The 22,209-nt window shown below is 56.2% G+C and carries 23 protein-coding genes; 7 read left to right on the top strand and 16 right to left on the bottom strand.

The window, feature by feature from the left end; all coding sequences use genetic code 11:
* Positions 1 to 54: 54 nt before the first annotated feature.
* The 4 genes from WEB54_RS13525 to WEB54_RS13540 all read right to left on the bottom strand — a co-directional run bounded on the left by WEB54_RS13525 (position 55) and on the right by WEB54_RS13540 (position 3,168).
* Complete coding sequence (locus WEB54_RS13525) at positions 55 to 657, bottom strand: nucleoside triphosphate pyrophosphatase (protein WP_368056242.1); 603 nt, start codon at positions 655 to 657, stop codon at positions 55 to 57.
* An 82-nt stretch (positions 658 to 739) separates the two neighbouring features.
* The gene (mreD, locus tag WEB54_RS13530) at positions 740 to 1,228 is read right to left on the bottom strand and encodes a rod shape-determining protein MreD (protein ID WP_368056244.1); all 489 of its coding nucleotides are present in this window, start codon (positions 1,226 to 1,228) and stop codon (positions 740 to 742) included.
* On the bottom strand, positions 1,225 to 2,094 hold the full coding sequence (gene mreC / locus WEB54_RS13535) for a rod shape-determining protein MreC (protein WP_368056262.1): 870 nt from the start codon (positions 2,092 to 2,094) through the stop codon (positions 1,225 to 1,227). The genes mreD and mreC overlap by 4 nt, the downstream gene beginning before the upstream one ends.
* 39 nt (positions 2,095 to 2,133) lie before the next feature.
* The gene (locus WEB54_RS13540; protein WP_368056246.1) at positions 2,134 to 3,168 is read right to left on the bottom strand and encodes a rod shape-determining protein; all 1,035 of its coding nucleotides are present in this window, start codon (positions 3,166 to 3,168) and stop codon (positions 2,134 to 2,136) included.
* Between the two features lie 427 nt (positions 3,169 to 3,595).
* On the opposite strand from WEB54_RS13540, the gene gatC reads away from it, so the two are divergent.
* The 5 genes from gatC to WEB54_RS13565 all read left to right on the top strand — a co-directional run bounded on the left by gatC (position 3,596) and on the right by WEB54_RS13565 (position 9,174).
* Positions 3,596 to 3,883, top strand: a complete 288-nt coding sequence (gene gatC, locus WEB54_RS13545; protein ID WP_368056248.1) for an Asp-tRNA(Asn)/Glu-tRNA(Gln) amidotransferase subunit GatC — start codon at positions 3,596 to 3,598, stop codon at positions 3,881 to 3,883.
* Positions 3,884 to 3,895: 12 nt separating this feature from the next.
* The gene (gene gatA / locus WEB54_RS13550) at positions 3,896 to 5,344 is read left to right on the top strand and encodes an Asp-tRNA(Asn)/Glu-tRNA(Gln) amidotransferase subunit GatA (RefSeq protein WP_368056250.1); all 1,449 of its coding nucleotides are present in this window, start codon (positions 3,896 to 3,898) and stop codon (positions 5,342 to 5,344) included.
* 96 nt (positions 5,345 to 5,440) lie between these two features.
* Positions 5,441 to 6,874, top strand: coding sequence for an Asp-tRNA(Asn)/Glu-tRNA(Gln) amidotransferase subunit GatB (gene gatB / locus WEB54_RS13555; protein ID WP_368056252.1), 1,434 nt, complete (start codon positions 5,441 to 5,443; stop codon positions 6,872 to 6,874).
* 105 nt (positions 6,875 to 6,979) lie between these two features.
* A complete protein-coding gene (locus WEB54_RS13560) occupies positions 6,980 to 8,011 on the top strand; it encodes a serine hydrolase domain-containing protein (RefSeq protein WP_368056254.1) in 1,032 nt (343 codons plus the stop codon).
* Positions 8,012 to 8,250: 239 nt separating this feature from the next.
* Positions 8,251 to 9,174, top strand: coding sequence for a dienelactone hydrolase family protein (locus WEB54_RS13565; RefSeq protein ID WP_368056256.1), 924 nt, complete (start codon positions 8,251 to 8,253; stop codon positions 9,172 to 9,174).
* Between the two features lie 29 nt (positions 9,175 to 9,203).
* Here the strand turns inward: WEB54_RS13565 and WEB54_RS13570 are convergent, their stop codons facing one another.
* The 5 genes from WEB54_RS13570 to grxD all read right to left on the bottom strand — a co-directional run bounded on the left by WEB54_RS13570 (position 9,204) and on the right by grxD (position 12,327).
* A complete protein-coding gene (locus tag WEB54_RS13570) occupies positions 9,204 to 9,512 on the bottom strand; it encodes an AzlD family protein (protein WP_368055454.1) in 309 nt (102 codons plus the stop codon).
* On the bottom strand, positions 9,509 to 10,246 hold the full coding sequence (locus tag WEB54_RS13575) for an AzlC family ABC transporter permease (RefSeq protein WP_368055456.1): 738 nt from the start codon (positions 10,244 to 10,246) through the stop codon (positions 9,509 to 9,511). Before WEB54_RS13575 ends, WEB54_RS13570 begins: the two co-directional genes overlap by 4 nt.
* A gap of 112 nt (positions 10,247 to 10,358) precedes the next feature.
* The gene (locus tag WEB54_RS13580; RefSeq protein WP_368055457.1) at positions 10,359 to 10,937 is read right to left on the bottom strand and encodes a YqgE/AlgH family protein; all 579 of its coding nucleotides are present in this window, start codon (positions 10,935 to 10,937) and stop codon (positions 10,359 to 10,361) included.
* 188 nt (positions 10,938 to 11,125) lie between these two features.
* On the bottom strand, positions 11,126 to 11,893 hold the full coding sequence (locus WEB54_RS13585; RefSeq protein ID WP_368055459.1) for a ThiF family adenylyltransferase: 768 nt from the start codon (positions 11,891 to 11,893) through the stop codon (positions 11,126 to 11,128).
* Between the two features lie 104 nt (positions 11,894 to 11,997).
* Positions 11,998 to 12,327, bottom strand: a complete 330-nt coding sequence (gene grxD, locus WEB54_RS13590; protein WP_368055461.1) for a Grx4 family monothiol glutaredoxin — start codon at positions 12,325 to 12,327, stop codon at positions 11,998 to 12,000.
* A gap of 453 nt (positions 12,328 to 12,780) precedes the next feature.
* On the opposite strand from grxD, the gene argF reads away from it, so the two are divergent.
* The gene (gene argF / locus WEB54_RS13595) at positions 12,781 to 13,689 is read left to right on the top strand and encodes an ornithine carbamoyltransferase (protein WP_368055463.1); all 909 of its coding nucleotides are present in this window, start codon (positions 12,781 to 12,783) and stop codon (positions 13,687 to 13,689) included.
* 17 nt (positions 13,690 to 13,706) lie between these two features.
* Here argF and WEB54_RS13600 read toward each other — a convergent pair whose 3' ends face one another.
* Entirely contained in the window at positions 13,707 to 14,588 is an 882-nt protein-coding gene (locus WEB54_RS13600; RefSeq protein ID WP_368055464.1) for a DMT family transporter, read from the bottom strand.
* Between the two features lie 172 nt (positions 14,589 to 14,760).
* Between WEB54_RS13600 and WEB54_RS13605 the strand changes: the two genes are divergently transcribed.
* Entirely contained in the window at positions 14,761 to 15,717 is a 957-nt protein-coding gene (locus tag WEB54_RS13605) for a LysR family transcriptional regulator (RefSeq protein WP_368055466.1), read from the top strand.
* 134 nt (positions 15,718 to 15,851) lie between these two features.
* On the opposite strand, the gene WEB54_RS13610 is transcribed toward WEB54_RS13605, so the two are convergent.
* From WEB54_RS13610 to WEB54_RS13635, 6 genes are all read right to left on the bottom strand, one after another.
* Positions 15,852 to 17,264 (bottom strand): NAD(P)/FAD-dependent oxidoreductase, encoded by a 1,413-nt coding sequence (locus tag WEB54_RS13610; protein WP_368055468.1) that lies wholly within the window; start codon positions 17,262 to 17,264, stop codon positions 15,852 to 15,854.
* 17 nt (positions 17,265 to 17,281) lie between these two features.
* The gene (locus tag WEB54_RS13615; RefSeq protein WP_368055470.1) at positions 17,282 to 17,737 is read right to left on the bottom strand and encodes a DUF1499 domain-containing protein; all 456 of its coding nucleotides are present in this window, start codon (positions 17,735 to 17,737) and stop codon (positions 17,282 to 17,284) included.
* Between the two features lie 215 nt (positions 17,738 to 17,952).
* Positions 17,953 to 18,831: an EamA family transporter RarD gene (gene rarD / locus WEB54_RS13620; RefSeq protein WP_368055472.1), complete on the bottom strand. Its 879-nt coding sequence runs from the start codon at positions 18,829 to 18,831 to the stop codon at positions 17,953 to 17,955.
* Positions 18,832 to 18,915: 84 nt separating this feature from the next.
* Entirely contained in the window at positions 18,916 to 20,073 is a 1,158-nt protein-coding gene (gene choV, locus WEB54_RS13625; protein ID WP_368055473.1) for a choline ABC transporter ATP-binding protein, read from the bottom strand.
* Positions 20,073 to 20,903: a choline ABC transporter permease subunit gene (choW, locus tag WEB54_RS13630; protein ID WP_368055475.1), complete on the bottom strand. Its 831-nt coding sequence runs from the start codon at positions 20,901 to 20,903 to the stop codon at positions 20,073 to 20,075. Before choW ends, choV begins: the two co-directional genes overlap by 1 nt.
* A 63-nt stretch (positions 20,904 to 20,966) precedes the next feature.
* The gene (locus tag WEB54_RS13635) at positions 20,967 to 21,836 is read right to left on the bottom strand and encodes a choline ABC transporter substrate-binding protein (protein ID WP_368056264.1); all 870 of its coding nucleotides are present in this window, start codon (positions 21,834 to 21,836) and stop codon (positions 20,967 to 20,969) included.
* Positions 21,837 to 22,209 lie beyond the last annotated feature (373 nt).

Below are 22,209 nucleotides of genomic sequence, written 5' to 3' on the forward strand. Positions count from 1 at the left end.
GCTGCGAACCCTGCCCGGTAAGACCGACCTGAAACCAGCGGAGCCAGCAAGGCATCAGACCGACACCAGGGCACCACCCCAGACCACGACACCCCTGCGGGTCAATAATTGGGCCGTTTCGCGCAGTGGTAGACCTACAATAGCAGAATAGCTACCTTCAATCCGTTTGATAAATACCGACGCCAACCCCTGAACAGCATAGCCCCCGGCTTTATCGCAAGGTTCACCGGTTTCCCAGTAGGCCCGGGCTTGTTCAGGCATGACATCGGCGAAGACCACCCGTGAGGTTACCACCTCAACATCCACCTGGCCGTGGCTGGCCAGGGCTACAGCGGTCATGACATCGTGGGCTCGTCCGGACAACCGCTCCATCATATCGAGAAAGTCATCCCGGTCACGCGGTTTGCCGAGTATGTCCCGGTCTACAACCACCGCGGTATCCGAGCCCAGAAACAAAGCGTTAGACTCACCGCGATCGGCCACAATGGCCAGCCCCGCAGCGGCTTTTTCCCGGGCCAGGCGGCTAACATAGTCAGCGGCGCTTTCAAGGGACTCCATGCGTTCGTCAATATCGATCGGTAAAAGGGAAAATTCAACACCCAGACCGCTCAGCAACTCACGTCGGCGGGGTGACTGTGAAGCCAGATACAACGTCATAGTGACTCCTTGCAAGAAAAACGAGACTTAAAAAATAAGAAATCGATACAGGTTTCAGGCGCATAACGCGCAGCGTCGTGGCCTATTGAACCCGAAACCGCAACTGCAACGCCCGTAAAATCACATACACCCAAGGCCACAGCAACGCACTCACCAGCGATGGTAACAAATGCATCTCTCCGGTGATGCCTGACCCCAGAAAATCACGACACCATTGCACCAGTAACTGACTGACCGCAATAATCAAAAACACCACCAAAGCCTGCTGTAAAATCGGATACATGCGCAACCGCTGGTGCAATAGCAAAACCAGATACGCCAGCCCGCTGTAGGCCAGTGCGAACACCCCAAGATAGGTACCCAACACCACGTCCTGCAGCAAGCCCACACAAAAGCCAACGGTAATACCGACGCGATCAGGCAGCACCAGGGCCCAGAAAATCAGAAACAGCCCGACCCAGTCGGGCCTGGCCAGGGCGATCATTTGTGGCAACGGGACGGCCGCGAGCAAATAGGCGATAAAGAAACTGAGGGCGATAACCCACAGACCCTTGGCGGGTTTGGCTTTCATTCTGACTCCCGCTTGAAGATGAGTAGTAAGTTCCGACTGCGGGACAGCTCAGCCAGCGGTCTGGCCCGTATGGTCGCAAACGGCTCTCCGGTATCGTATTCGATGGCCTGAACTTCAGCGACCGGGTACCCCTCCGGAAAACGCCCGGCCAGGCCCGAGGTGATCAATAAGTCGCCGATCTGAACGTCGGCGGTACTGGGTACAAATTCCATTTCCAGAACATCCAGGTCTCCGGTTCCCACCACGATGCTGCGCATGCCATTACGGTTAATTTGCACCGGAACGGCGTGGTTGGCGTCCGCCACCATCAGCACCCGCGAGGTTAACGAATTGACCTGAATAACCTGCCCAAAGAGCCCGGTAGCGTCCAGCACAGCCTGCCCGACATAGACGCCATCCTGGGCGCCACGGTTAATGATAACCTGATGGGTAAAGGGGTCTGGATCGACGCTGAGCATTTCGGCAGTCAGATAATCGGCCTCAAACCGGGGCGTGGCATCCAGCAAGCGTCGCAGTCGCTCGTTTTCCGCCTCAAGCACCGCCAATCGCTGAGCCTGTTGCCGCAATACAAGAACCTGATTGCTCAGGGAACGGTTGTCTTCGATCAACTTCTCGCGTTCGGCGAAGGTCCGGCTGGACCACACCACCATATCGGTCGGCAGACTGATCAGGGATTGTACGGGAGATACCAGATAAGACAGGGTCTGTCGCAGATAATCGACCTGGGTGTAGCGGGCATCCAGAGCCATCAGCGCGACAGAGACCACCACAGCTACCAGAAGACGATAGCCGTGCTGTGGACCGGCAGAAAACAGCGCTTTGATGACAGACTCTCCTATGAAATGCGGGTCGCAAGAACCATGCAGTCAGGCCGGAATTAAACCGACCCGGTCTGCAGACGACCATTATTCACTGAAAAAGTCGAACACACGTTCATCCATCATTTCCAGTGCACGGCCACCACCACGGGCCACACAGGTCAGCGGGTCATCGGCGACCAGGACCGGCAGACCGGTTTCCTCGCTCAGCAACTTGTCGATATCCCGCAACAGGGCTCCGCCACCGGTCAATACCAGGCCGCGTTCAGCGATATCGGACGCAAGCTCAGGGGGGGTTTGCTCAAGGGCACTCTTGACCGCCTGAACAATGGCCGACAGGCTTTCCTGCAGGGCTTCCAGCACTTCATTTGAATTCAGGGTGAAACTGCGCGGTATGCCCTCGGCCAGGTTACGACCGCGAACATCGATCTCGCGAATTTCCGTACCGGGGTAAGCACAGCCGATCTCGATCTTGATGCGTTCGGCCGTGGCCTCCCCAATCAGCGAGCCGTAGTTGCGACGAATGTAAGCCACAATGGCTTCATCGAAGCGGTCACCACCGACTCGAACGGATTCGGCATAAACCACACCGTTCAACGAAATAACAGCAATTTCCGTAGTACCACCACCGATATCCACGACCATGGAACCGCGGGCTTCCTCAACCGGCAGACCCGCGCCAATGGCAGCGGCCATGGGCTCTTCCACCAAAAATACTTCCCGGGCACCCGCGCCAAAGGCCGACTCACGAATGGCTTTTCGCTCTACCTGCGTCGACTTGCAGGGTACACAAATCAGCACACGCGGGCTCGGCGCAAACCAGCTGTTCTCATGCACTTTGGCAATAAAATGCTGCAGCATTTTTTCGGTAACGTGAAAGTCGGCAATAACGCCGTCTTTCAGTGGGCGAATGGCCTGAATGCTGCCCGGCGTCCGGCCCAGCATGCGCTTGGCCTCCTCGCCGACCGCAGCTACGGTCTTCTGATTGCCGGACAGGCGCACAGCCACAACCGACGGTTCATTCAAGACGATGTCGCGATCGCGTACATAAATCAGTGTATTTGCAGTACCCAGGTCAATCGACAAGTCGCTTGAAAAAAGTCCCCGAATCTTTTTAAACATTTTTTGATGATTCCAATTCAGATGGGTGTGGTACAAGTGGGTATGGGAAACCGGCTACAGGATTTCCTGATGACAACCCAATAAATCCACACTATTAAAGCCATGACATAGCCCGGCAATGTATCAATGGCAGGGATTTTGGGCAAGCTGTAAATATGATAACTTATGCCTCATCAATGATTTATTGGGTAGAGTTAAAGCATTAATACACCCGGATGTGAACTGAACACCGGTGCAGATTCGCACGTTCGAATCGAAGCGAACATCAATTCAGGTTCAGGAAGCACGCCGTTAGCCAGGCCTGTCCCAATTGAACCAGCTATTGTCGCCCAACCGCCCAATGCACTGAAGCAGCGTGTAAAGCTTGCTTCGGTGAAGTCGGTCTGAGCGTCCTGGTCACTTTTATAGCCCAAGGAGATCCACAACCATGAGCCTAGACCGCTCCCAGGTGGAAAACGTTGCCCAACTGGCCCGATTGCAGGTCAGCGAAGACGCCATGCCCGAAACAGTAGCCAGCCTGTCGAGCATTCTCGATCTGGCCGACCAACTGCAAAAAGTCGATACCCAGGGCGTCGAACCCCTATCCAACCCGCTGGATGCGACCGCGCGGCTGCGGCCCGATGAGGTAACCGAACACAATCAGCGAGAAGCCTATCAGGCGATTGCACCGAGTACGACCGATGGTTTGTACCTTGTCCCCAAAGTCATAGAGTGAGCCAGACCCAAGATGCTAGATAAAACACTGACACAGCTTGCCGCCGGTCTGGCCCAGGGCGACTTCAGCAGCGTTGAACTGACGCAGGCCTACCTCAAGCGCATCCGGTCGCACAACACCGACCTGAATGCCTACATTACCGTCACCGACGATATTGCCCTGGCTCAGGCGGCCACGGCCGATGAACACCGCGCCGCCGGAAACGCGGTCCCGCTGACCGGATTGCCGATCGCGCATAAAGACATTTTCTGCACCCAGGGCGTGCGCACCAGTTGCGGCTCGCGCATGCTCGATAACTTCATCGCGCCCTACGAATCTACAGTAACAGCCCGTCTGGCTGGTGCTGGTGCGGTCATGCTGGGTAAAACCAATCTCGATGAATTTGCGATGGGCTCTTCCACTGAATCCAGTTACTACGGCCCTACCCGTAACCCCTGGAACCGGGATACCGTTCCGGGTGGGTCATCAGGCGGCTCTGCCACCGCCGTGGCGGCGCGTCTGGCCGCCGCAGCCACCGGCACTGATACCGGCGGCTCCATTCGCCAGCCAGCCGCCTTTACCGGCATTACTGGCCTGAAGCCGACGTACGGCCGGGTATCGCGTTGGGGGATGATTGCCTACGGCTCCTCCCTCGATTGCGGCGGCCCTATGACCCAGACCGCCGAAGACGCCGCACTAATGCTCAATGCCATAGCCGGTTTCGACCCAAAAGACTCAACCAGCATGGACCGCCCAGTAGAAGACTATCAGGCTCGCCTAAACGAGCCTCTGGCTGGGCTGCGCATCGGCTTGCCCAAAGAGTATTTCGGCGATGGCCTGAACGAAGGCATTCGTGCGGCTGTGATGGCCGCTGTCAGCGAGCTGGAAAAACTCGGGGCCACAGTAAAAGACATCTCACTGCCACGCACCGAACTGTCAATTCCGGCCTACTACATCATCGCTCCGGCCGAAGCCTCGACCAACCTGTCGCGCTACGATGGCGTCCGTTATGGCTACCGTTGCAAAGACCCGGTGGACCTCGAAGACCTGTACAAGCGCAGCCGGGCCGAGGGCTTCGGCGCGGAAGTTCAGCGCCGGATTTTGGTCGGCACCTATGCACTGTCAGCGGGCTACTACGATGCCTACTACAAGAAAGCCCAGCAGCTGCGCCGCCTGATCCGCGACGATTTCCAGACGGGCTTTCAGGAGGTCGACGTCATACTCGCCCCCACCACGCCTTCGCCGGCCTGGACCCTGGGCGAGAAAAGCAACGACCCGGTGGCCATGTACCTGGAAGACATCTATACCCTGTCGACCAATCTGGCAGGCTTGCCCGCCCTGGCCCTGCCCTGTGGCCAGGTAGGTGGTTTGCCGATGGGCCTGCAGTTGATCGGTAACTATTTCGAGGAAAGCCATTTGCTGAACATCGGCCACCAATACCAGCAGGTGACCGACTGGCACCAGCAGGCACCGGTGCTCTAGCGCAGTGGCTGCACTCCCGAACAGACAGGTAAGATTCCTTTAATCGCAAGTAAGCAGCCGGCCCCAGTGCCCACTGCCAGCAGAGGACCCAAAAACATGGAATGGGAAACCGTAATCGGGCTGGAAATCCACGTTCAGCTTTCGACCCGGTCTAAAATATTTTCCGGCTCCAGTACCCAGTACGGCGCCGCACCAAACACTCAGGCCAGCCTGGTCGATCTGGCCATGCCGGGTGCCCTACCGGTATTCAACGAAAATGCCCTGCGCAAAGCCGTCGCCTTTGGTCTGGCGATCGATGCCCATATTGGCAAGCGCTCGGTGTTTGACCGCAAAAACTACTTTTACCCGGATTCGCCCAAGGGCTACCAGATCACTCAGATGGACGAACCCATCGTTGGCCTGGGCGAGGTCGAGATCGTGCTCGATGACGGTAGCACCCGTACCATTGGTGTCACCCGCGCTCACCTCGAGGAAGACGCTGGCAAATCGCTGCACGAAGACTTCGAAGGCATGACCGGCATCGACCTGAACCGGGCTGGCACGCCGCTACTGGAGATTGTCTCCGAGCCGGATATGCGCTCGGCCAAGGAGGCCGTGGCTTATCTGAAGAAGATCCACAGCATCGTCACCTACATCGGCATCTCCGATGGCAACATGGCCGAAGGCAGCCTGCGCTGTGACGCCAACGTGTCGGTTCGACCCAAAGGCCAGCCTGAATTCGGCACCCGTACCGAAATCAAGAACATCAACTCGTTCAAATTTGTCGAAAAAGCGATCAACGTTGAAGTTCAGCGCCATATCGACGTGATTGAAGACGGCGATACCATCACTCAGGAAACGCGCTTGTACGATGCGGACAAAAACGAAACCCGCAGCATGCGCTCGAAAGAGTTCGCCAACGACTATCGCTATTTCCCGGAACCAGACCTGCTGCCGATCGAGATCGACGATGCCTACATTCAGGACGTACGCGACCATCTGCCCGAGCTGCCGGACGCCAAAATCCAGCGTTTTAAGGCGCAATACAGTCTGTCGGACTACGATGCCACCGTGCTCGCGGCAAGCAGAGCCATGGCCGACTACTTTGAAGCCGTGGTCGATGTCACCAAAGACGCCAAGCTTGCCGCCAACTGGTGCATGGGTGAATTGGCAGCTCAGCTTAACCGGAATGAGCAGGACATAGCTGACAGCCCGGTCTCCGCGGCTGACCTGGGTCTGCTGATACAGCGCATCCAGGACAACACCGTCTCCAACAAAATCGCCAAAACTGTGTTCGAAGCCATGTTCCGCGGCGAAGGCACAGCAGATGAGGTGATTGAAGCCCGTGGCCTGAAACAGGTCAGTGACTCCGGCGCGATCGAAGCGATGATCGATGAGGTTATCGCCGCCAACCCGGGCCAGGTAGCCGCTTACCGCAGCGGCAAAGACAAGCTGTTCGGTTTTTTTGTCGGCCAGGTGATGAAAGCCTCCAAAGGCCAGGCCAACCCGGTCCAGGTAAACGACATTCTGAAGAGCAAACTGCAAGGCTGACGTGGTGACGCGATTCAGCCGCTTCAGAAGAGCAAAGTGCGGTCGCCCGTGACGTCACTCAAAATGGTGCCCGTATTAACACGTCACACTTTACGGAAATTCAGCATGCACTTGACTTCGCCCAAGGCTTTTTCATCGGCCCTCACCCTGATAACAGCAACCATCGCTGTGGCCCTGCCATCCCCTGCTGCGGCAGTTGATATGGAATCGCTCAGGGCCGGGCTACAAGCCGATACCGGGCCACTGTCGACGCTGAAAACCATCCACATTGCCCACCAGGGCAATATCATCTGGGCCGAGGCCTACAACGGAGCCAGCCTTACTGCGTCAACCAACATCAAGTCGGCTTCAAAGACACTGGTGGCGACGCTGGTCGGTATGGCCATCGACAAAGGCGTCCTTGAAGGTGTCGATCAACCCGTTGCTCCGCTACTGCAAAACCAGTTACCAGACAACCCGGATCCACGACTCAACGACATTACCATTGGCCACCTATTGTCGATGCAAGCCGGCCTGGAACGAACGTCCGGGCGCAACTACGGTGCCTGGGTGGTCAGTGACAACTGGGTCCGCAACGCCCTCGCCCGCCCTTTCGTTGAAGAGCCCGGTGGCGACATGCAGTATTCAACCGGCAGTACTCACTTGCTATCGGCTATTCTGATGCGCGAAACCGGTGAGTCCACGCACAGCCTGGCCAATCGCTGGCTAGAGCCTGCTGGCGTGCGGGTCGACAGCTGGTTAAGAGACCCCCAGGGCATTCCCATGGGCGGCAATCAGGTGGGTATGACGCCGGAATCACTGCTGGCTCTGGGTGAACTCTATCGCCGCGATGGTCAGACCGAAGACGGTGAGCAACTGTTGTCGCAAGACTGGATAGACGCCAGCTGGGAACGGCGGACCCGTTCCAGGTTTCACGGTGGTGGCTACGGCTATGGCTGGTTTATGCGGACCTTCTCCGGTGTCGACGGCTACTACGGCTGGGGTTACGGCGGCCAGATGATTTACGTTCTCCCGGAGCTGGAACTGACCATCGCCATCACCTCCCAGGAAAATGAGCCCTCCGGTCGCAGTGGTTATCGCGACCAGCTGCACCGTCTGGTCAGCCAATACATCGTGCCAGCGGTCCGTGATGACTGAAACGTGACTTAAACAAAAAAAGCGGTGAATCCGGCGGAATCGGACTGGAATCCCGCATCGATCCCGTGCACGTTGACCGTAAGTTTACACACCCTGGAGCAACCGGATTTTATTTGAGTGGCTATCATCTGTTGGGACGCCAGTATCGTACAAAAATCGATTACTGCTGTAGCTGATCGACCGACCTGACTTCAAACACCAACTGACAACCGTTCTGATGACTCCAGGGAGAATTCAGCATGACTCAAACAACCAACCCAACGCCCGTTGCCAACACAGCTGCCCGAAGCCAGGCCATTCCCCAGATCGCGTTCGACTGGTACGACCAGTACGCTCACGGCCGGATTGACCGGCGAACGTTCATGAACCGGCTGATGAGCTTGTCGGCAGGCGGCGTCGCGCTGGGCACTCTGACTGCGGCCCTGATGCCCAACTACGCCGAAGCCGAACAGGTCTCCTTTAACGACCCGGATATCAAAGCGACCTACACCACCTTCCCGTCACCCCAGGGGCACGGCGTAGGCCAGGGCTATCTGGTGGTTCCGACCAATCTGGACGGCCAGGCACCGGTGGTGCTGGTCATACACGAAAACCGGGGGCTGAACCCCTACATTGAAGACGTGGCACGGCGCCTGGCCAAGGCAGGTTTCATTGCCTTCGCGCCGGATGCGCTCTACCCGGTTGGTGGCTACCCCGGCAACGACGATAAAGGTCGCAGCCTGCAAAGCTCACTGGATTCAGCCAAGATGGAAGCCGATTTCATGGCCGCGGCCGAGTTTCTGAAAAACCATGAATTGTCGACCGGAAAACTGGGAGCGGTCGGCTTTTGTTACGGCGGCTACGTGGTCAATATGCTGGCCGCCAGGATGCCCGGTCAGCTCAATGCCGGCGTTCCCTTTTACGGCACGCCGGCTGCTGAAGACATACGCGACCAGGTTCAGGCACCTCTGATGCTGCAATTCGCTGGCCTTGATAACCGGGTAAATGCCACCTGGCCGGACTACGAGGCCACGCTAAAAGCCAATGGTGTGGACTACACCGCGCACATCTACCCCGAAACCAATCACGGTTTTCACAACGACTCGACGGCTCGTTATGACGAAGCGGCGGCCGAGCTCGCCTGGGAGCGCACCCTGGCGTTCTTCAACACCCACTTGGCGTAGGAGTCTGTCGGACTCCCAGAGCAAAGGCGTCACATCAGGTAGCGCCAACCGGCCGCTACCGCGATGCCGGCCGCTATGGCCGGCATCGGCCGGCGCAGGGCCAGCATCACTCCGGCTGTCGCCAGTAAGGCCATGCGGGCAGCCACATCGCCTTCAACGGCTACAGGCACCAGAATGGCGATCAGCACTGAGCCGGACATGGCGTTAATAAAGCTCTCGACCCGCCGGTTGATGGGGACCACCGACATCACCAGCACCCCGCCAAACCGGGTAAGCAGGGTAACGACACCCATCAGCACAATGACCAGCAGTCCATTGATTCCATCGGTGGCCATCATGCGTCGGACTCCTCTGTTGTTTTCTCAGGTGTGCGCTCCAGCCAAAACAGACCAACCAGGCCGCCGCCAATGGCACCGGCAACCACATGGGTATTTTCGGGCAAATACCGATAGGCAAGCCAACCCGAGGCGGCTGCCACAAGCCAGACCAGCAACATCCGCAGACTCTTGCGACCACCCAACACCATCGACAACATAAAGCAGCCCATCACCATATCCAGACCAAAACGGGCCGGGTTGGCAATGAGATTACCGAAGGTCATGCCGAGCAAGGTTCCCCCCATCCAGGTTACCCAGAGCGCCATGCCACCGCCGACCAGCATGCCGAGGTTCGGCTTGCCCTGCTGGCAATCGTTCAGGGTCATCGCCCAGTTGGCGTCTGACAACACCAGCAAGGAGCCGTACCGCTGTGTGGCGGGCAGCTGTTTCAACCAGGGGTAGAGACTGGCACCCATCAACAAATGTCGGGCGTTAATGGCGAAGGTCGTGATCAATAAGGGGATGATGGGTACCTGCGCGCCCCACAGCTCCAGAGCCGCAAACTGAGCCGTTCCGGCAAAGACCGCGAAACTCATAAAAACGGTCTGCACCGGGGTTAGCCCGGTTTGCACCGCTGCCAACCCATACGCCAGGCCAAACACCACAACAAACATAGACAACGGCAACAGACGCCAGAAACCTTGCCCGATACTGGCCAGGGTCAGGCCGGGCATGGAGGGAATAGCGGTGGGCATGAGAACTCCGGGAAGCAGTAATTATTGCCTTATTGAACCAGCTTGAGCGTCCCGGGCCAAGGTAGGCCCGGAACGCAGTTCAATAACCGCTGTAAAGCAAGGTGGGCGGGCCTCAGGCCTGGCCACCGCTGTCGCTGAGAAAGGTCTTATCGACGCCGAGCCGGCGCAAGGCAGCATCGTAACGGGTTTCCAGTCCCTCTTCGAAAATCAGCGCCAGATCGCCCGGCACGGTCAGCCAGGCGTTGCCCTTAAGTTCGACTTCCAACTGACCGGGCGACCAACCGGAACAACCCAGACAGACCAGGTAGTCCTCTGGCCCGGCCCCGCGCGCAATGGCTTCCAGGATGTCCGGGCTGGTGGTGATACTCAGATGCCCGTTGTTAACGGTGCTGCTCCAGGGGCCTTCATTGGAACGGTGAATGATAAAGCCGTGCTCAGGCATCACCGGCCCGCCGGAATAGACCGGCCGGTCGAGCAGATCATCAATATCGCACTCGATGTCGAGCGATTCAAAGACTTCACCCAGCGTCATCGACGTCAGGCGGTTAATCACCAGGCCCATACAGCCTTCATCGTCATGCTGAAACAGGTAGGAAACGGTGCCGGTAAACCAGGGGTCGCTCATATCGGGCATGGCCACGATGAACTGATGGCTCAAACCGGTGTCATTGTGAAAGAGGGTGTCCATCATGGTGCTCCTGTAACGCTGAAACGATCGTCTAACGGTTCAATACCGCCGACCCGTCAGGTCGGGGAAGCCACCCGGTCAACTCGCGTGCAGTCGCGCGGTTCGGTGGCGGAAGGAAACCTCATCTAACCCGGTAATACCTCGTAGAATAGTAAGATATTGCGATGCTTGCACTACTGTACTGTCACGGACTAACGCTGTTGGCAAACCGGGCAATCGGGCTGACGGTTGAATTGGAACCGTTGCCAGCTGAGATCGGTAGCATCCAGCATCAGCAGCGTTCCCACCAGCGGTTCGCCAAAACCCGCCAGTATTTTAAGGGTTTCAACCGCCTGAACTGAACCAACAATACCCACAACAGGCCCCAGCACCCCGGCCGTGGCGCAAGTGACATCGTCGTCCTGCCCGTCGGGAAACAGGCAGCTGTAGCACGGGCTGTCATCGCGCCGGAAATCAAACACGCTGAGCTGCCCCGACAAGCCAATGGCCGCCCCCGAAATCAGCGGTATGCCCAGGGCCATGCAGGCCCGGTTCGCCGCATAACGGCTGCTGAAGTTGTCGGTACCAATGACAACGGCATCACAGCCCCGTGCCCAGGCGAGTATGCTGGCTTCATCGAGATCGTTGTCGATCTCGGTGACGTGCACATCGGGGTTCAATTCAGCCAGCGTGGCCCGGGCGCTAGAAGTCTTCTTTGCGCCCACAGATTCGGTGCGATGCACAATCTGACGCTGCAGATTGGTTTCATCTACCCGGTCACCGTCTGCAATCAGGAGTTCACCGACACCGGCCGCGGCCAGGTAGAGCAAAATCGGGCTGCCCAATCCGCCAGCCCCGAGCACCAGCACGCGGCTATTAGTTATGCGTTGCTGCCCCACAATATCCACCTGCGGCAACAGAATATGCCGGCTGTAACGCAGCAGTTGGTTATCGGTCAGGTCTTTGGGTGGCTGAGTCATGGCAGGTGTCTTGTTGGCTGATTGCAACCCGTCACGGGCACTGAAACGGGCCAAATCAGCGGGCAACCAGGCTGGTCACCCGCAGACGGTTCAGTTAAGCCCGATCAGGCTTCTTCGTCAGGGACGACTTCATCGATCAGGGTTTTAAGTTCACCCTTCTGATGCATATCGGTAATGATGTCGCAGCCACCGACTAGTTCGCCGTTGACCCAGAGTTGCGGGAAGGTCGGCCAATTTGCGTATTTCGGCAATTCGGCACGAATGTCCGGGTTGGACAAGACGTCAACATATGCAAACTTCTTGCCGCAGCTCATCACCGCCTGCACCGTCTGCGCAGAGAAGCCACACATGGGCTGGTTCGGGTTGCCTTTCATATACAGCAATACCGGGTTGGATTCGATTTGCTCTTTGATGTTCGCCAGGGTGTCGGTCATGGTTTCATCCCACAGGTTGCTTCAGATGTCGCTATTGTACGCCAATCCTGTTGAATCGACAGGGGATGACAGTGGCAATAACTGCTTGCCCTGTTAGTTAGGGTTTAATGGCCGTTTTCAATTGCGGAGTTCCTATACTGTTAGCCTGAATTGACTTTAGGTCGGTTTGGCCTTTTCGTCAGGAGTCCGTGGCGGGTACCGGGTTGGCCTGTACGGGGTCGGCGTGAACCCATCCATGGGGCCTAGACCGCAGCATCCATGCTGCGGACTTCCCCGGACAGGCCAACCCGGCACCCGTCACTTGCTGCATTACCAATTCTAACTCCTACTAAGTGCAAAACATCACTGCAAAGATCGCAGACCGCATGTAATTGCTCTGCAACGGCTGCTTCAGTAAACTTGTCTGTTTTCCCGCCGGTGTGCGGGGCCACTAACCCCAGAATGGAGTCACCCATGTCCATCAGGCACTTTTTGACCCTGAATGATCTCACCCCGGATGAATTGCGGTTCCTGATTCAGCGCTCGATCGAATTGAAAGGCCTGTTCAAGCGCGGCGAAGTTTTTGAACCGCTGAAAAACCGGGTGTTGGGCATGATTTTCGAGAAGTCGTCGACGCGGACCCGCGTCTCGTTCGAGGCGGGCATGATGCAACTGGGCGGTGGCGCCATCTTTCTGTCGCCGCGGGATACCCAGCTTGGGCGGGGTGAACCGATTGAAGACAGCGCCCGGGTGCTGTCGCAAATGGTCGATGCAGTGATGATCCGTACCTTCGAGCATGAGAAAATTAAAACCTTTGCCGAGTATTCAACGGTTCCGGTCATCAATGCCCTGACCGATGATTACCATCCGTGCCAATTGCTGGCCGATATGCAGGCATTCCAGGAAGCGCGCGGTTCAATTCAGGGTAAAACTGTCACCTGGATCGGCGATGGCAACAATATGTGCAACTCCTACATCAACGCTGCCATGCTCTACGATTTCAAACTGAACATCGCCTGCCCTGAGGGTTTTGAACCTATGGCTGAGCTGCTGGCCAAAGCCGGTGACCGGGTAACCATTATGCGCGATCCGGTGGAAGCGGTGGAAAATTCACACTTGGTCACCACCGATGTCTGGGCCAGCATGGGCCAGGAAGAAGAAGCCGACGACCGCAGCCGGGTATTTGAATCCCTGCAGGTGTCACCCGCGCTGATGGACAAGGCCCATAAAGACGCCATCTTTATGCATTGCCTGCCCGCACACCGCGGCGAGGAAGTCAGCATGGATATGCTGGATGACCCTCGCTCTGTAGTCTGGGAGCAAGCCGGTAACCGTCTGCATGCGCAGAAAGCGTTGCTGGAATTTTTGCTCTGTAGCGAGTGAGATTGCCTAAACAGGCGTCAGGGCGTCACACTGCCCTGACGCACGGGCAACTTGGCCCGCTTGCGTTCTTTCAGCCCAATCAGAATCAGTGGCACCACAATCATGCTCGACCCGATGATGAACCAGATATCGGGTGCCTCGTCGAAGAATATCCAGCCGCCCAGTAACGCCCACAACAAGCCTGTGTATTCCGCACTGGTGACTTCATTGGCGGCGACCCAGCGATACGCCATCAGTACCGTAAAGTTGTAGCACAGGATGAAAAACGCGGATCCAAAGGCGGTGAACAGAATCGTCCAGTCAAACGGCTCGTTCTCCCACATCATTAATAAAAAGGCGGCCGGTAGCATTAGCAGGTGAGTCAGTTGCAGCGTATGCACCATCGACTGACCACCCGGTAATTTGCGAATCAATACAATATTGATCGCCAGAGAACACGCCACCCCAATCGCGCTGAGGCTACTCCAACTGAACGCTACCGGACGCAAGATAACCATGATGCCGACAAACCCGCTGATAACAGCGAAGAGACTCAACGGGGTCAGCTTTTCGTGAAAAAACACCACCGCGATAACCATCACCAAAATAGGTGCAGCGTAGAACAGCGCATTGGCAGTGGCTAGCGGTAAGGTACTCAACGCGACAACCATGCAGGAGATGCCCATCAAGCTGATGTGGGCACGCACCAGATGCATGCGCCAGCCGGCAAAGAGCCGTTGACGATCAATCATCGACATCAGCGGCAGCAGAATGGCCATGGCGCAGAGCGTACGAACAAAAACAAACTGAAATATCGGGACCTCGGCCCCCTGCCATTTAATCAGCGCATCGGACACCAGCGCCAACGCATTGCCGATCACCAGCAACCAGATTGCACTGTTGATGGTTCTGCCCGGCATATCGATGCGCTCCCGCTTAGTTAGTTCGTACGCTAAAAACGGGCTGCCGGTTCAGACCGGGCACCCTCGTTTAATTCATACCGCCAGTCTACGCAGGCATAACTATTGAGAAAAATGATATTTTCTTTATGGTATTAGTATTTTAGATACTAAAAGAAGCTAGAAGGTTCCCATGAAGCTGCCACCCTTAAAAGCCCTGCCCGTGTTCGAAGCCGTTGCGCGTCTCAACAGTTTCAGCCGGGCCGCCGATGAATTAGCCGTTAGCCAAAGCGCGGTCAGCCATCAGATCCGGTTGCTGGAAAGCTACCTTGGAGAAGACCTGTTTACTCGCCAGGGGCGCTACCTCGCTCTAACAGAGCCAGGCCGACACTATCTGGACGGGGTTACCAATGCCCTGCTGCAAATCGAACGAGCCAGTGAGCAACTGCAAGGTAAACCCGACACCCAATTGCGTATGGCCCTATTCAGTTCGTTCGCCGTGCGCTGGCTGATCCCCAACCTGCCCTATTTGCAGCGGCAACACCCTGAACTGGATTTACAACTGGAGATGATGAACGAGTCGCCGCAGTTATCAGACCGGGTTGCCGACTGTTTTATCACCCTGCATAACGATCATCGTGGCTTCACCACCGACCTGCTCTATACCGAGCGACTGTTTCCAATTTGCAGTCGCGCCTATTGGCAGCAACTGTGCAGCGACCTCTATCAGGAAGGGTTAATAGAAACACCAGAGCCGGTTTCCATCGACCCTGGGTTGCTGATGCGCTGCCCCCTGCTGTCGACCTTTTCTATTTTTGGTGAGCAGAAGGACGACTGGCGACGCTGGCTGGCCGAGAGCGGTTTGAATCTGCACCCGACCACCCGGTTTCAACACTTCAGTCACATGCTGTTGGCACTCGAGGCCGCCCGCCATCACCAGGGCCTGGCCCTGACCAACGATTACATGTACAACGCCAGTGAAGACCCGGACCTGATCCGGCTACCCTGCCACACCCTGATCACCGGCGACCGATTCTACTTTGCCTTCAAGACCAGTCGCCGTCAGGAAGCGGGTATTCAGATGGTACGGCAGTGGATTCGCCAGCGCGCAGCCAGTACCGGCCTGCTAAACGCCATTCAGGAGCCATGACTCTGGAAGGTTGGGGTTTAGAGGTAAATACAGCAGACAAAAAGAAGCCCGCGAAAAGGGGAAGGAAACGCGGGCTGCGAGCAGTCAGAGAAGGGCCAACTAACGGGAACACCCCGAGTACCGCCCCAACTCCCTTACTCTGAAGTCTGTTTCTTACTCTGACCTAAGCTACGCAGAAAGCTCACCACAGGATGTTTAAAAATGTTATCCAATAGCACCTGCTGACTTAGCTGACGCAAGCTGTCTGCATAAGTAGGGTAAGGATGGATCACTTTCTGCAATTTGCCAAAATTTAGATTCAGAGTTTTCATTACCTGTACCTCGGCGATCATTTCACCGGCCCGTTCACCGATGATATGAGCCCCAAGCACCTTGCCCCGGCTGCTGGTGATCAGCTTGATCAGCCCGATATCACCGGCCTTGGTCTTGGCCCGGTCCAGCTTGGCGAAATCGTACCGATACACCCGAATACCGTCGCCATACAGCTCCCGGGCTTCATGCTCGGTCATACCGGCGCGCGCAAACTCCGGATCGGTAAAGGTCGCCCAGGCGACATGACTGTAATCCACCGAGCGGTTGATCGGTAAAATCGCGTTCATGGCCGCTATCTTGCCTTGAAAATTAGCCATATGACTGAGCAAATAGGGGCCAGCAACGTCGCCGCAGGCATATATGCTTTTGACACTGGTTTGCAGATGCTGATTAACACGCACACCTTTATCGACATCTACACCGATATCTTCCAGCCCCATGTCCTTAACATTGGGTGCCCGGCCGATGGCGACCAACACGTTACCGGCTTCCAACGAACCCGCCTCAGAGTCTTTCTCGGTGTTCAGGCGTACCCCGGTGGCCATTTTCTCAACACCAACCGCCTTGGTACCCAGCTCGAACCTTACCCCTTCAGCACTCAGACACTGACGGATCAGCGCCGAAAACTCCGGTTCTTCACGTGACAGGATCTCCGGCATCATTTCAACCAGAGTCACTTGCACCCCCAGCCGGTTCATCGCCTGAGCCAGCTCCATACCGATGGGCCCACCTCCCAGCACGATAACCGAGGCGGGCAAGGTCTCTTGCTGGAAGAGGTTCTCGTTGGTCAGGTAATCGACCTGATCCAGCCCCGGAATCGGCGGTACAAAAGGTGAACTGCCGGTCGCCAGAACAAACTTTTTACCCTCATAGGTTTTTTCACCGACCTCGATTCGGGTCGGGCTAATAAAACGGGCAAATCCATTCACGTAATCGGCCCCGGCTTTTTGCAGAACCTCAGGCGTCTCTTCCTCGTAGACATGCTCGCTGACGGCACGCACTCGCTCAAGAATGGCACCGGTATCGACCGATATGTCAGCAAACTTCCGCGCAATGTGGACCTCTTTAGCCTGGTTGATCAGTGCCTTGCTCGGCACACAGCCAGACCAGGTGCACTCGCCACCGGGCCGGTCTTTTTCAACAATCAATACACGCTTGCCAAAGCCCAGTGCCGTAAACGCGGCCGTCAGACCGCCCGCGCCGCTGCCAACTACAATCAGATCATAGGGTTTCATAGACATCCTTAAGTGATTCAGCCCTGAGCTTCTTTATACAGAGCGGTCAGTCGTTCATGACGCTGGCGGTTGAGCCCCCGATCCGAATAACCCGCCCGGCTGGCGGAGCGGAAATGCACTTCACGGGCATCGGCATCCAGATAGAACTCCGCATCATCATGAAACTTCATCTGTTCGGTGGTGAACACCACATAGAGGTAATCGGCCTCCTGGCTGATCACTTCTGCGCCGCCATACCCTTTAACCGTAGCAAGAATGGCCGCCATCGTCTTCTCCTGATCGGCTTTAAAAGGCCATGGCGCAACCCGTTTAGCGACATCTTCGGCCTGGGTCGAGACGGCGTTCGGTTTGCTCGACAGCGGTTTTAACCGCCCCTGGCTGTGGCCCAGAGTCGGCGCACGGCTGTTCTGCACATAAATCATGACAAAAGCCAGCACGATCAGTACGGCCAGAATGATAAAAAAGGTCTTCATGGTCTGTTCCTTTGCTTGCATTATGTTCGTCGGAGCCTCGTGCCAATGCTTACAGGTAAGAAGCGTTAATTGCGAACAATTAATTTGCGCACTAAATAATAAGGTCCAAACCTTGACCCGCCAATACCTTGTACGCAAACCAGAGGACTGGTTTTCCACGCATGAACGAACCCCGGCTTCCCGGCAACTGAAAGCAACCGCTGACTGGGGTTTGCTCAGGCCATCGCTCGCCGGGACCGGCGGTGCGCCTGCCACAGGCCTGCCAGGAAAAAGCCCATGGCAATCCAAATCAATACAAAGGTAAGCAGTCGTTGCGGTGGGTAGGCTTCATCGAGAATGAAGACCGCGGAGAGAAATTGCAGCGTCGGGTTCAGGTACATGATGAACCCAACCACGATCAGATCCAGGCGCCGGGCTGCGGCCGCAAACAGCAACAGCGGTACCGCCGTGACGGCACCTGCCGCTATCAGTAAAACCGTATCACTCACGGTTTGCGCGAAGATCATTTGGCCAGCTGACCATAGCCAGACCAGATACAGCAACGCTAGAGGTAAAACCACCATGGTTTCAACTTGCAAGCCGTTCAGGCTATCGACGGGCTGCATCTTGCGTACCAGGCCATACAAACCAAAACTGCCCGCGAGTACCAGTGAGACCCAGGGCAACCGACCTATGGCAATCAGCTCGAATAAAACCGCAACCGCTGCGATCAGGCCAGCAACGACCTGCCAGCGATTCATCGATTCTTTCAACAGCAACCGCCCCAGAAACAAACTTACCAGCGGCGTCAGAAAATAACCCAGGCTCGATTCCAGTACGCGACCGGCCGATACCGCCCAGATGAACACCAGCCAATTTATCGTAATCAGCGCGGCGGATAACGACAACCAGGCCAGGGCACGACGGTTGGCAATAAGAGCAGCCAGTTGTTTACGCCGACCCATACCCAGAATGACCAGCCCGGTAAAAAAATAGGCCCAGACAATACGATGCGCCAGCACTTCAAAGGCCGACACGTTCGCCAGCAAACTGAAAAATAAAGGAAAGCAGCCCCAGATACCGTAAGCACTGATGGCGAGCAACAACCCCCGCATGTTCACCCTCCACAATCATCGAGCGGACAGTGTACGGGGTTTGCTACCGTTGTGCCTTAATGCAGCTTGATAAAACGCTATGTCTCAGGCCAAGTCGCCCAGTAACCCGCGATACAGCTGGTCATCGCCAATCACTTTCAACGAATGATCATCACATTCGACCAGGACGGTATAGCCCGTGCGATGGCGAATTTCCAGAGCATCGTGGAAGCTTGTGTTGGCGCTAACTATCGTCGGCGTATTGTTCAGCGCATTCATGGGTTCGCCTTCCTGCCAACGTTGCACCGGCATCGGCTGATCCTCGCACATCGCTTCTCTGGTTCCGGCATTTAACCAGCAATCCTGTTTTGTATCGATACAATAGCGGCCGTCTTTGCTGGGAAGCCCCGCTATTGGATCGGCAATATCCCCACACAGCAAAACATGCAATGGGTTGGTGTGTGCCACAAAATCTTCGACATACTGAGTCGCCGGGTGCAGCACAATGTCCTGCGGGTTTCCCTGCTGCACGATACAGCCGTCTTTCATGATGGCAATGGTATTCCCGAGCTTCAGTGCTTCATCAAGATCGTGGCTGACAAATACAATGGTTTTTTGCAGGCGCGCTTGCAGTTGTAATAATTCTTCCTGCAATTGCTGACGAATCAGAGGGTCCAGTGCGGAAAAGGGTTCGTCCATCAACAAAATATCGGATTCAGTCGCCAGCGCCCGGGCCAAGCCCACCCGCTGCTGCATGCCGCCAGACAACGCGCTGGGTTTATGATCGCGCCATTCAGTCAGCCCAACCAGCTCCAGTTGCGCATTAACTCGGTGGGCGATGTCGGCTTTTGAAAGCCCTTGCACATCGAGTGCAAAGCCAATGTTTTCGGCGACCGTCAACCAGGGCATCAACGCAAATTTCTGAAACACCATGGAAATGCGCTTCATGCGGATTTCGCGCTGGGTGGTGGCATCGGCATCAAAAAAATTCAATACTTCACCCTTGTGTTCGATCAACACCTCACCCCGGGTCACCGGATTAAGCCCGTTAACACAGCGCAGCAAGCTGGATTTGCCCGAACCGGACAGGCCCATCAGCACGCAAATTTCACCTTTGTTCACCTTAAGGTTTGCCTGGCTAACCCCTAACACCAACCCAGTCTCACTCTGCAACCGGTCGCGGTCGTAACCCTGATCGAGTAGCGGCAAAGCCCGTTCCGGGTTTTTGCCAAACACCAGGTCGACGTTTTTAAATTCTATCATCAGCTCACCTCGTGTTTTTGTTTCAGCAGGCGGTCCAGCACAATGGCCAGCAACACGATAGCCAGACCCGCTTCAAAGCCACTGGCAATGTCTACCGTATTCAGTGCCCGCACAACCGGACGACCCAGGCCATTGGCACCGACCAGCGCAGAGATCACCACCATCGATAACGACAGCATAATGCACTGAGTAATGCCCGCCGCTATGCTAGAGGCCGCCGCTGGCAATTCAATTCGCCACAATAATTGCCGGTTGGAACACCCAAAGGATTTTCCGGCTTCAACCAACTCTTTGGGCACCTGGAAGATACCGAGATAGGTCAGACGAATCGGCGCCGCAATGGAAAATACAATGGTCGCAATTAACCCGGGTACTACACCCAGACCAAACAGCGTCAGCGTCGGAATCAAGTAAACAAAGGTCGGCACCGTTTGCATCAAATCCAGCACCGGGCGCAACAGGGTATAGAGCAACGGTCTGTGTGCCGCCGCGATGCCAATCGGCACCCCGATCAGTACGCACAGGCTGGTCGCGCACACAACCATGACCAGCGTTTCTATCGTTGCTTCCCAGTACCCCAGATTCCAGATCAACAGAAAGGAAAAAAGGGTAAAAACCGTCAGCCCGGTGCTGCGGCGCAACCACTGGGCAAAGACGCCAGTGATCGCAATGAACAGCCAGGGCGGTAGTAAAAGCAGGTTGTCGGTTGCGCCGTCTATCAACCATTCCAGAGCTATCGCCAGGCTGTCAAAAAACCAGGCACCGGAATCGACCAGCCAATCGACAAAGCGCTCCATGGTTCTACCCAGAGGCAGTTTATAAGCTTCCATAGTCAGTCTCAGTCTCGTTGAAGGGAGCGGCCCCGGAAGGCCGCTCAGTCATCGGGCAGGCGTTTATTGCAGTGAGGCTTTGGCAACCGGTGTCGCGGCGTCACCGTCCAGTGTGGTTACGCCATCGAGCCAGACGTCGAGCACATCACTGTTGGCGGCAAGCCATTGAGTAGCGGCATCGTTGGGGCGCATGCCTTCGTCAAGAATCAACGCCATCACTTCGTTTTCCATGGCCAGCGTAAACGTCTGGTTCTTTAACAAGCGACCAACATTGGCGCATTCTTCGGCATAACCTTTACGAACGTTGGTATGCACGGTGGCACCACCGTAATTGGGGCCGAAATAGTCGTCGCCACCGTCGAGGTAAGCAAGATCAAAATTGGCGTTCATCGGGTGTGGTTCCCAGCCCAGGAAAACAATCCAGTTGTCACGGCGATCTGCACGGCCTACCTGGGACAACATGCCCGATTCGCTGGATTCAACCACTTCAAAGTCACCCAACCCGAACGCATTCTGGTCAATCATGTTCTGGATCAGACGGTTACCATCGTTGCCCGGTTCGATGCCATAAATCTGGTTATCGAATTCATCGGCGTACTCGGCGATATCCGCGAACGATCGAACACCCGCGTCATACACATGCTGAGGCACGGCCAGGGTATACTTGGCGCCTTCCAGATTGGTACCCAGAATATCGATGGTGCCGGCATCGCGGTAGGGTGCGATATCCGCTTCCATGGTCGGCATCCAGTTACCCAGAAATACATCGATATCACCGTTTTCAAGTGAACGGTAGGTCACGGGCACCGACAGCAACTGACTGTCAGTTTCATAACCAATGCTTTCCAGTACAACGGAGGTCAGCGCCGTCGTCGCGGTGATGTCGGTCCAACCAACGTCGGCAAAACGGACTTCTTCACAGGTATTGGCCATGGCCAGGCCCGCGGTGCCCGTCAGTGCAATGGCAGCGGTGAGTTTCTTTGCGATTGAAATAGTCATCGTTACTATCCTCTTTTTACTCGGTTAATGTCTTCTATGACGATCCTGAGGGCCAGGCATCCCTTGTTGCCAGCCTGACAATCCGTCTTGCTGGCCTGACCTTGCTCTACTTTTCACCTCATCGTGTGAACTTCGTTACTCAAGTTTCGGCGTTCAGCTCACCTCAAAGGCGTTGGCCCGCACCGGATAACGGGTATGCCTCTGTGGGGTCGGCGTAAATCCGTCCATGGAGCCTAGGCCGCAGCATCCATACTGCGGACTACCCCACAGAGGCATACCCGGCACCCGGTGCTAGTCTCCCTAGCGA

The organism is Saccharospirillum sp. (assembly GCF_040881935.1).
GTDB lineage: Bacteria > Pseudomonadota > Gammaproteobacteria > Pseudomonadales > Natronospirillaceae > Saccharospirillum.

Excerpts from the sequence above, each read along its gene's own strand:
- WEB54_RS13525 (WP_368056242.1), bottom strand. The coding sequence starts at position 657 with ATGACGTTGTATCTGGCTTCACAGTCACCCCGCCGACGTGAGTTGCTG.
- mreD (WP_368056244.1), bottom strand. The coding sequence starts at position 1,228 with ATGAAAGCCAAACCCGCCAAGGGTCTGTGGGTTATCGCCCTCAGTTTC.
- WEB54_RS13540 (WP_368056246.1), bottom strand. The coding sequence starts at position 3,168 with ATGTTTAAAAAGATTCGGGGACTTTTTTCAAGCGACTTGTCGATTGAC.
- gatC (WP_368056248.1), top strand. The coding sequence starts at position 3,596 with ATGAGCCTAGACCGCTCCCAGGTGGAAAACGTTGCCCAACTGGCCCGA.
- gatA (WP_368056250.1), top strand. The coding sequence starts at position 3,896 with ATGCTAGATAAAACACTGACACAGCTTGCCGCCGGTCTGGCCCAGGGC.
- gatB (WP_368056252.1), top strand. The coding sequence starts at position 5,441 with ATGGAATGGGAAACCGTAATCGGGCTGGAAATCCACGTTCAGCTTTCG.
- WEB54_RS13560 (WP_368056254.1), top strand. The coding sequence starts at position 6,980 with ATGCACTTGACTTCGCCCAAGGCTTTTTCATCGGCCCTCACCCTGATA.
- WEB54_RS13565 (WP_368056256.1), top strand. The coding sequence starts at position 8,251 with ATGACTCAAACAACCAACCCAACGCCCGTTGCCAACACAGCTGCCCGA.
- WEB54_RS13570 (WP_368055454.1), bottom strand. The coding sequence starts at position 9,512 with ATGATGGCCACCGATGGAATCAATGGACTGCTGGTCATTGTGCTGATG.
- WEB54_RS13575 (WP_368055456.1), bottom strand. The coding sequence starts at position 10,246 with ATGCCCACCGCTATTCCCTCCATGCCCGGCCTGACCCTGGCCAGTATC.
- WEB54_RS13580 (WP_368055457.1), bottom strand. The coding sequence starts at position 10,937 with ATGATGGACACCCTCTTTCACAATGACACCGGTTTGAGCCATCAGTTC.
- WEB54_RS13585 (WP_368055459.1), bottom strand. The coding sequence starts at position 11,893 with ATGACTCAGCCACCCAAAGACCTGACCGATAACCAACTGCTGCGTTAC.
- grxD (WP_368055461.1), bottom strand. The coding sequence starts at position 12,327 with ATGACCGACACCCTGGCGAACATCAAAGAGCAAATCGAATCCAACCCG.
- argF (WP_368055463.1), top strand. The coding sequence starts at position 12,781 with ATGTCCATCAGGCACTTTTTGACCCTGAATGATCTCACCCCGGATGAA.
- WEB54_RS13600 (WP_368055464.1), bottom strand. The coding sequence starts at position 14,588 with ATGCCGGGCAGAACCATCAACAGTGCAATCTGGTTGCTGGTGATCGGC.
- WEB54_RS13605 (WP_368055466.1), top strand. The coding sequence starts at position 14,761 with ATGAAGCTGCCACCCTTAAAAGCCCTGCCCGTGTTCGAAGCCGTTGCG.
- WEB54_RS13610 (WP_368055468.1), bottom strand. The coding sequence starts at position 17,264 with ATGAAACCCTATGATCTGATTGTAGTTGGCAGCGGCGCGGGCGGTCTG.
- WEB54_RS13615 (WP_368055470.1), bottom strand. The coding sequence starts at position 17,737 with ATGAAGACCTTTTTTATCATTCTGGCCGTACTGATCGTGCTGGCTTTT.
- rarD (WP_368055472.1), bottom strand. The coding sequence starts at position 18,831 with ATGCGGGGGTTGTTGCTCGCCATCAGTGCTTACGGTATCTGGGGCTGC.
- choV (WP_368055473.1), bottom strand. The coding sequence starts at position 20,073 with ATGATAGAATTTAAAAACGTCGACCTGGTGTTTGGCAAAAACCCGGAA.
- choW (WP_368055475.1), bottom strand. The coding sequence starts at position 20,903 with ATGGAAGCTTATAAACTGCCTCTGGGTAGAACCATGGAGCGCTTTGTC.
- WEB54_RS13635 (WP_368056264.1), bottom strand. The coding sequence starts at position 21,836 with ATGGCCAATACCTGTGAAGAAGTCCGTTTTGCCGACGTTGGTTGGACC.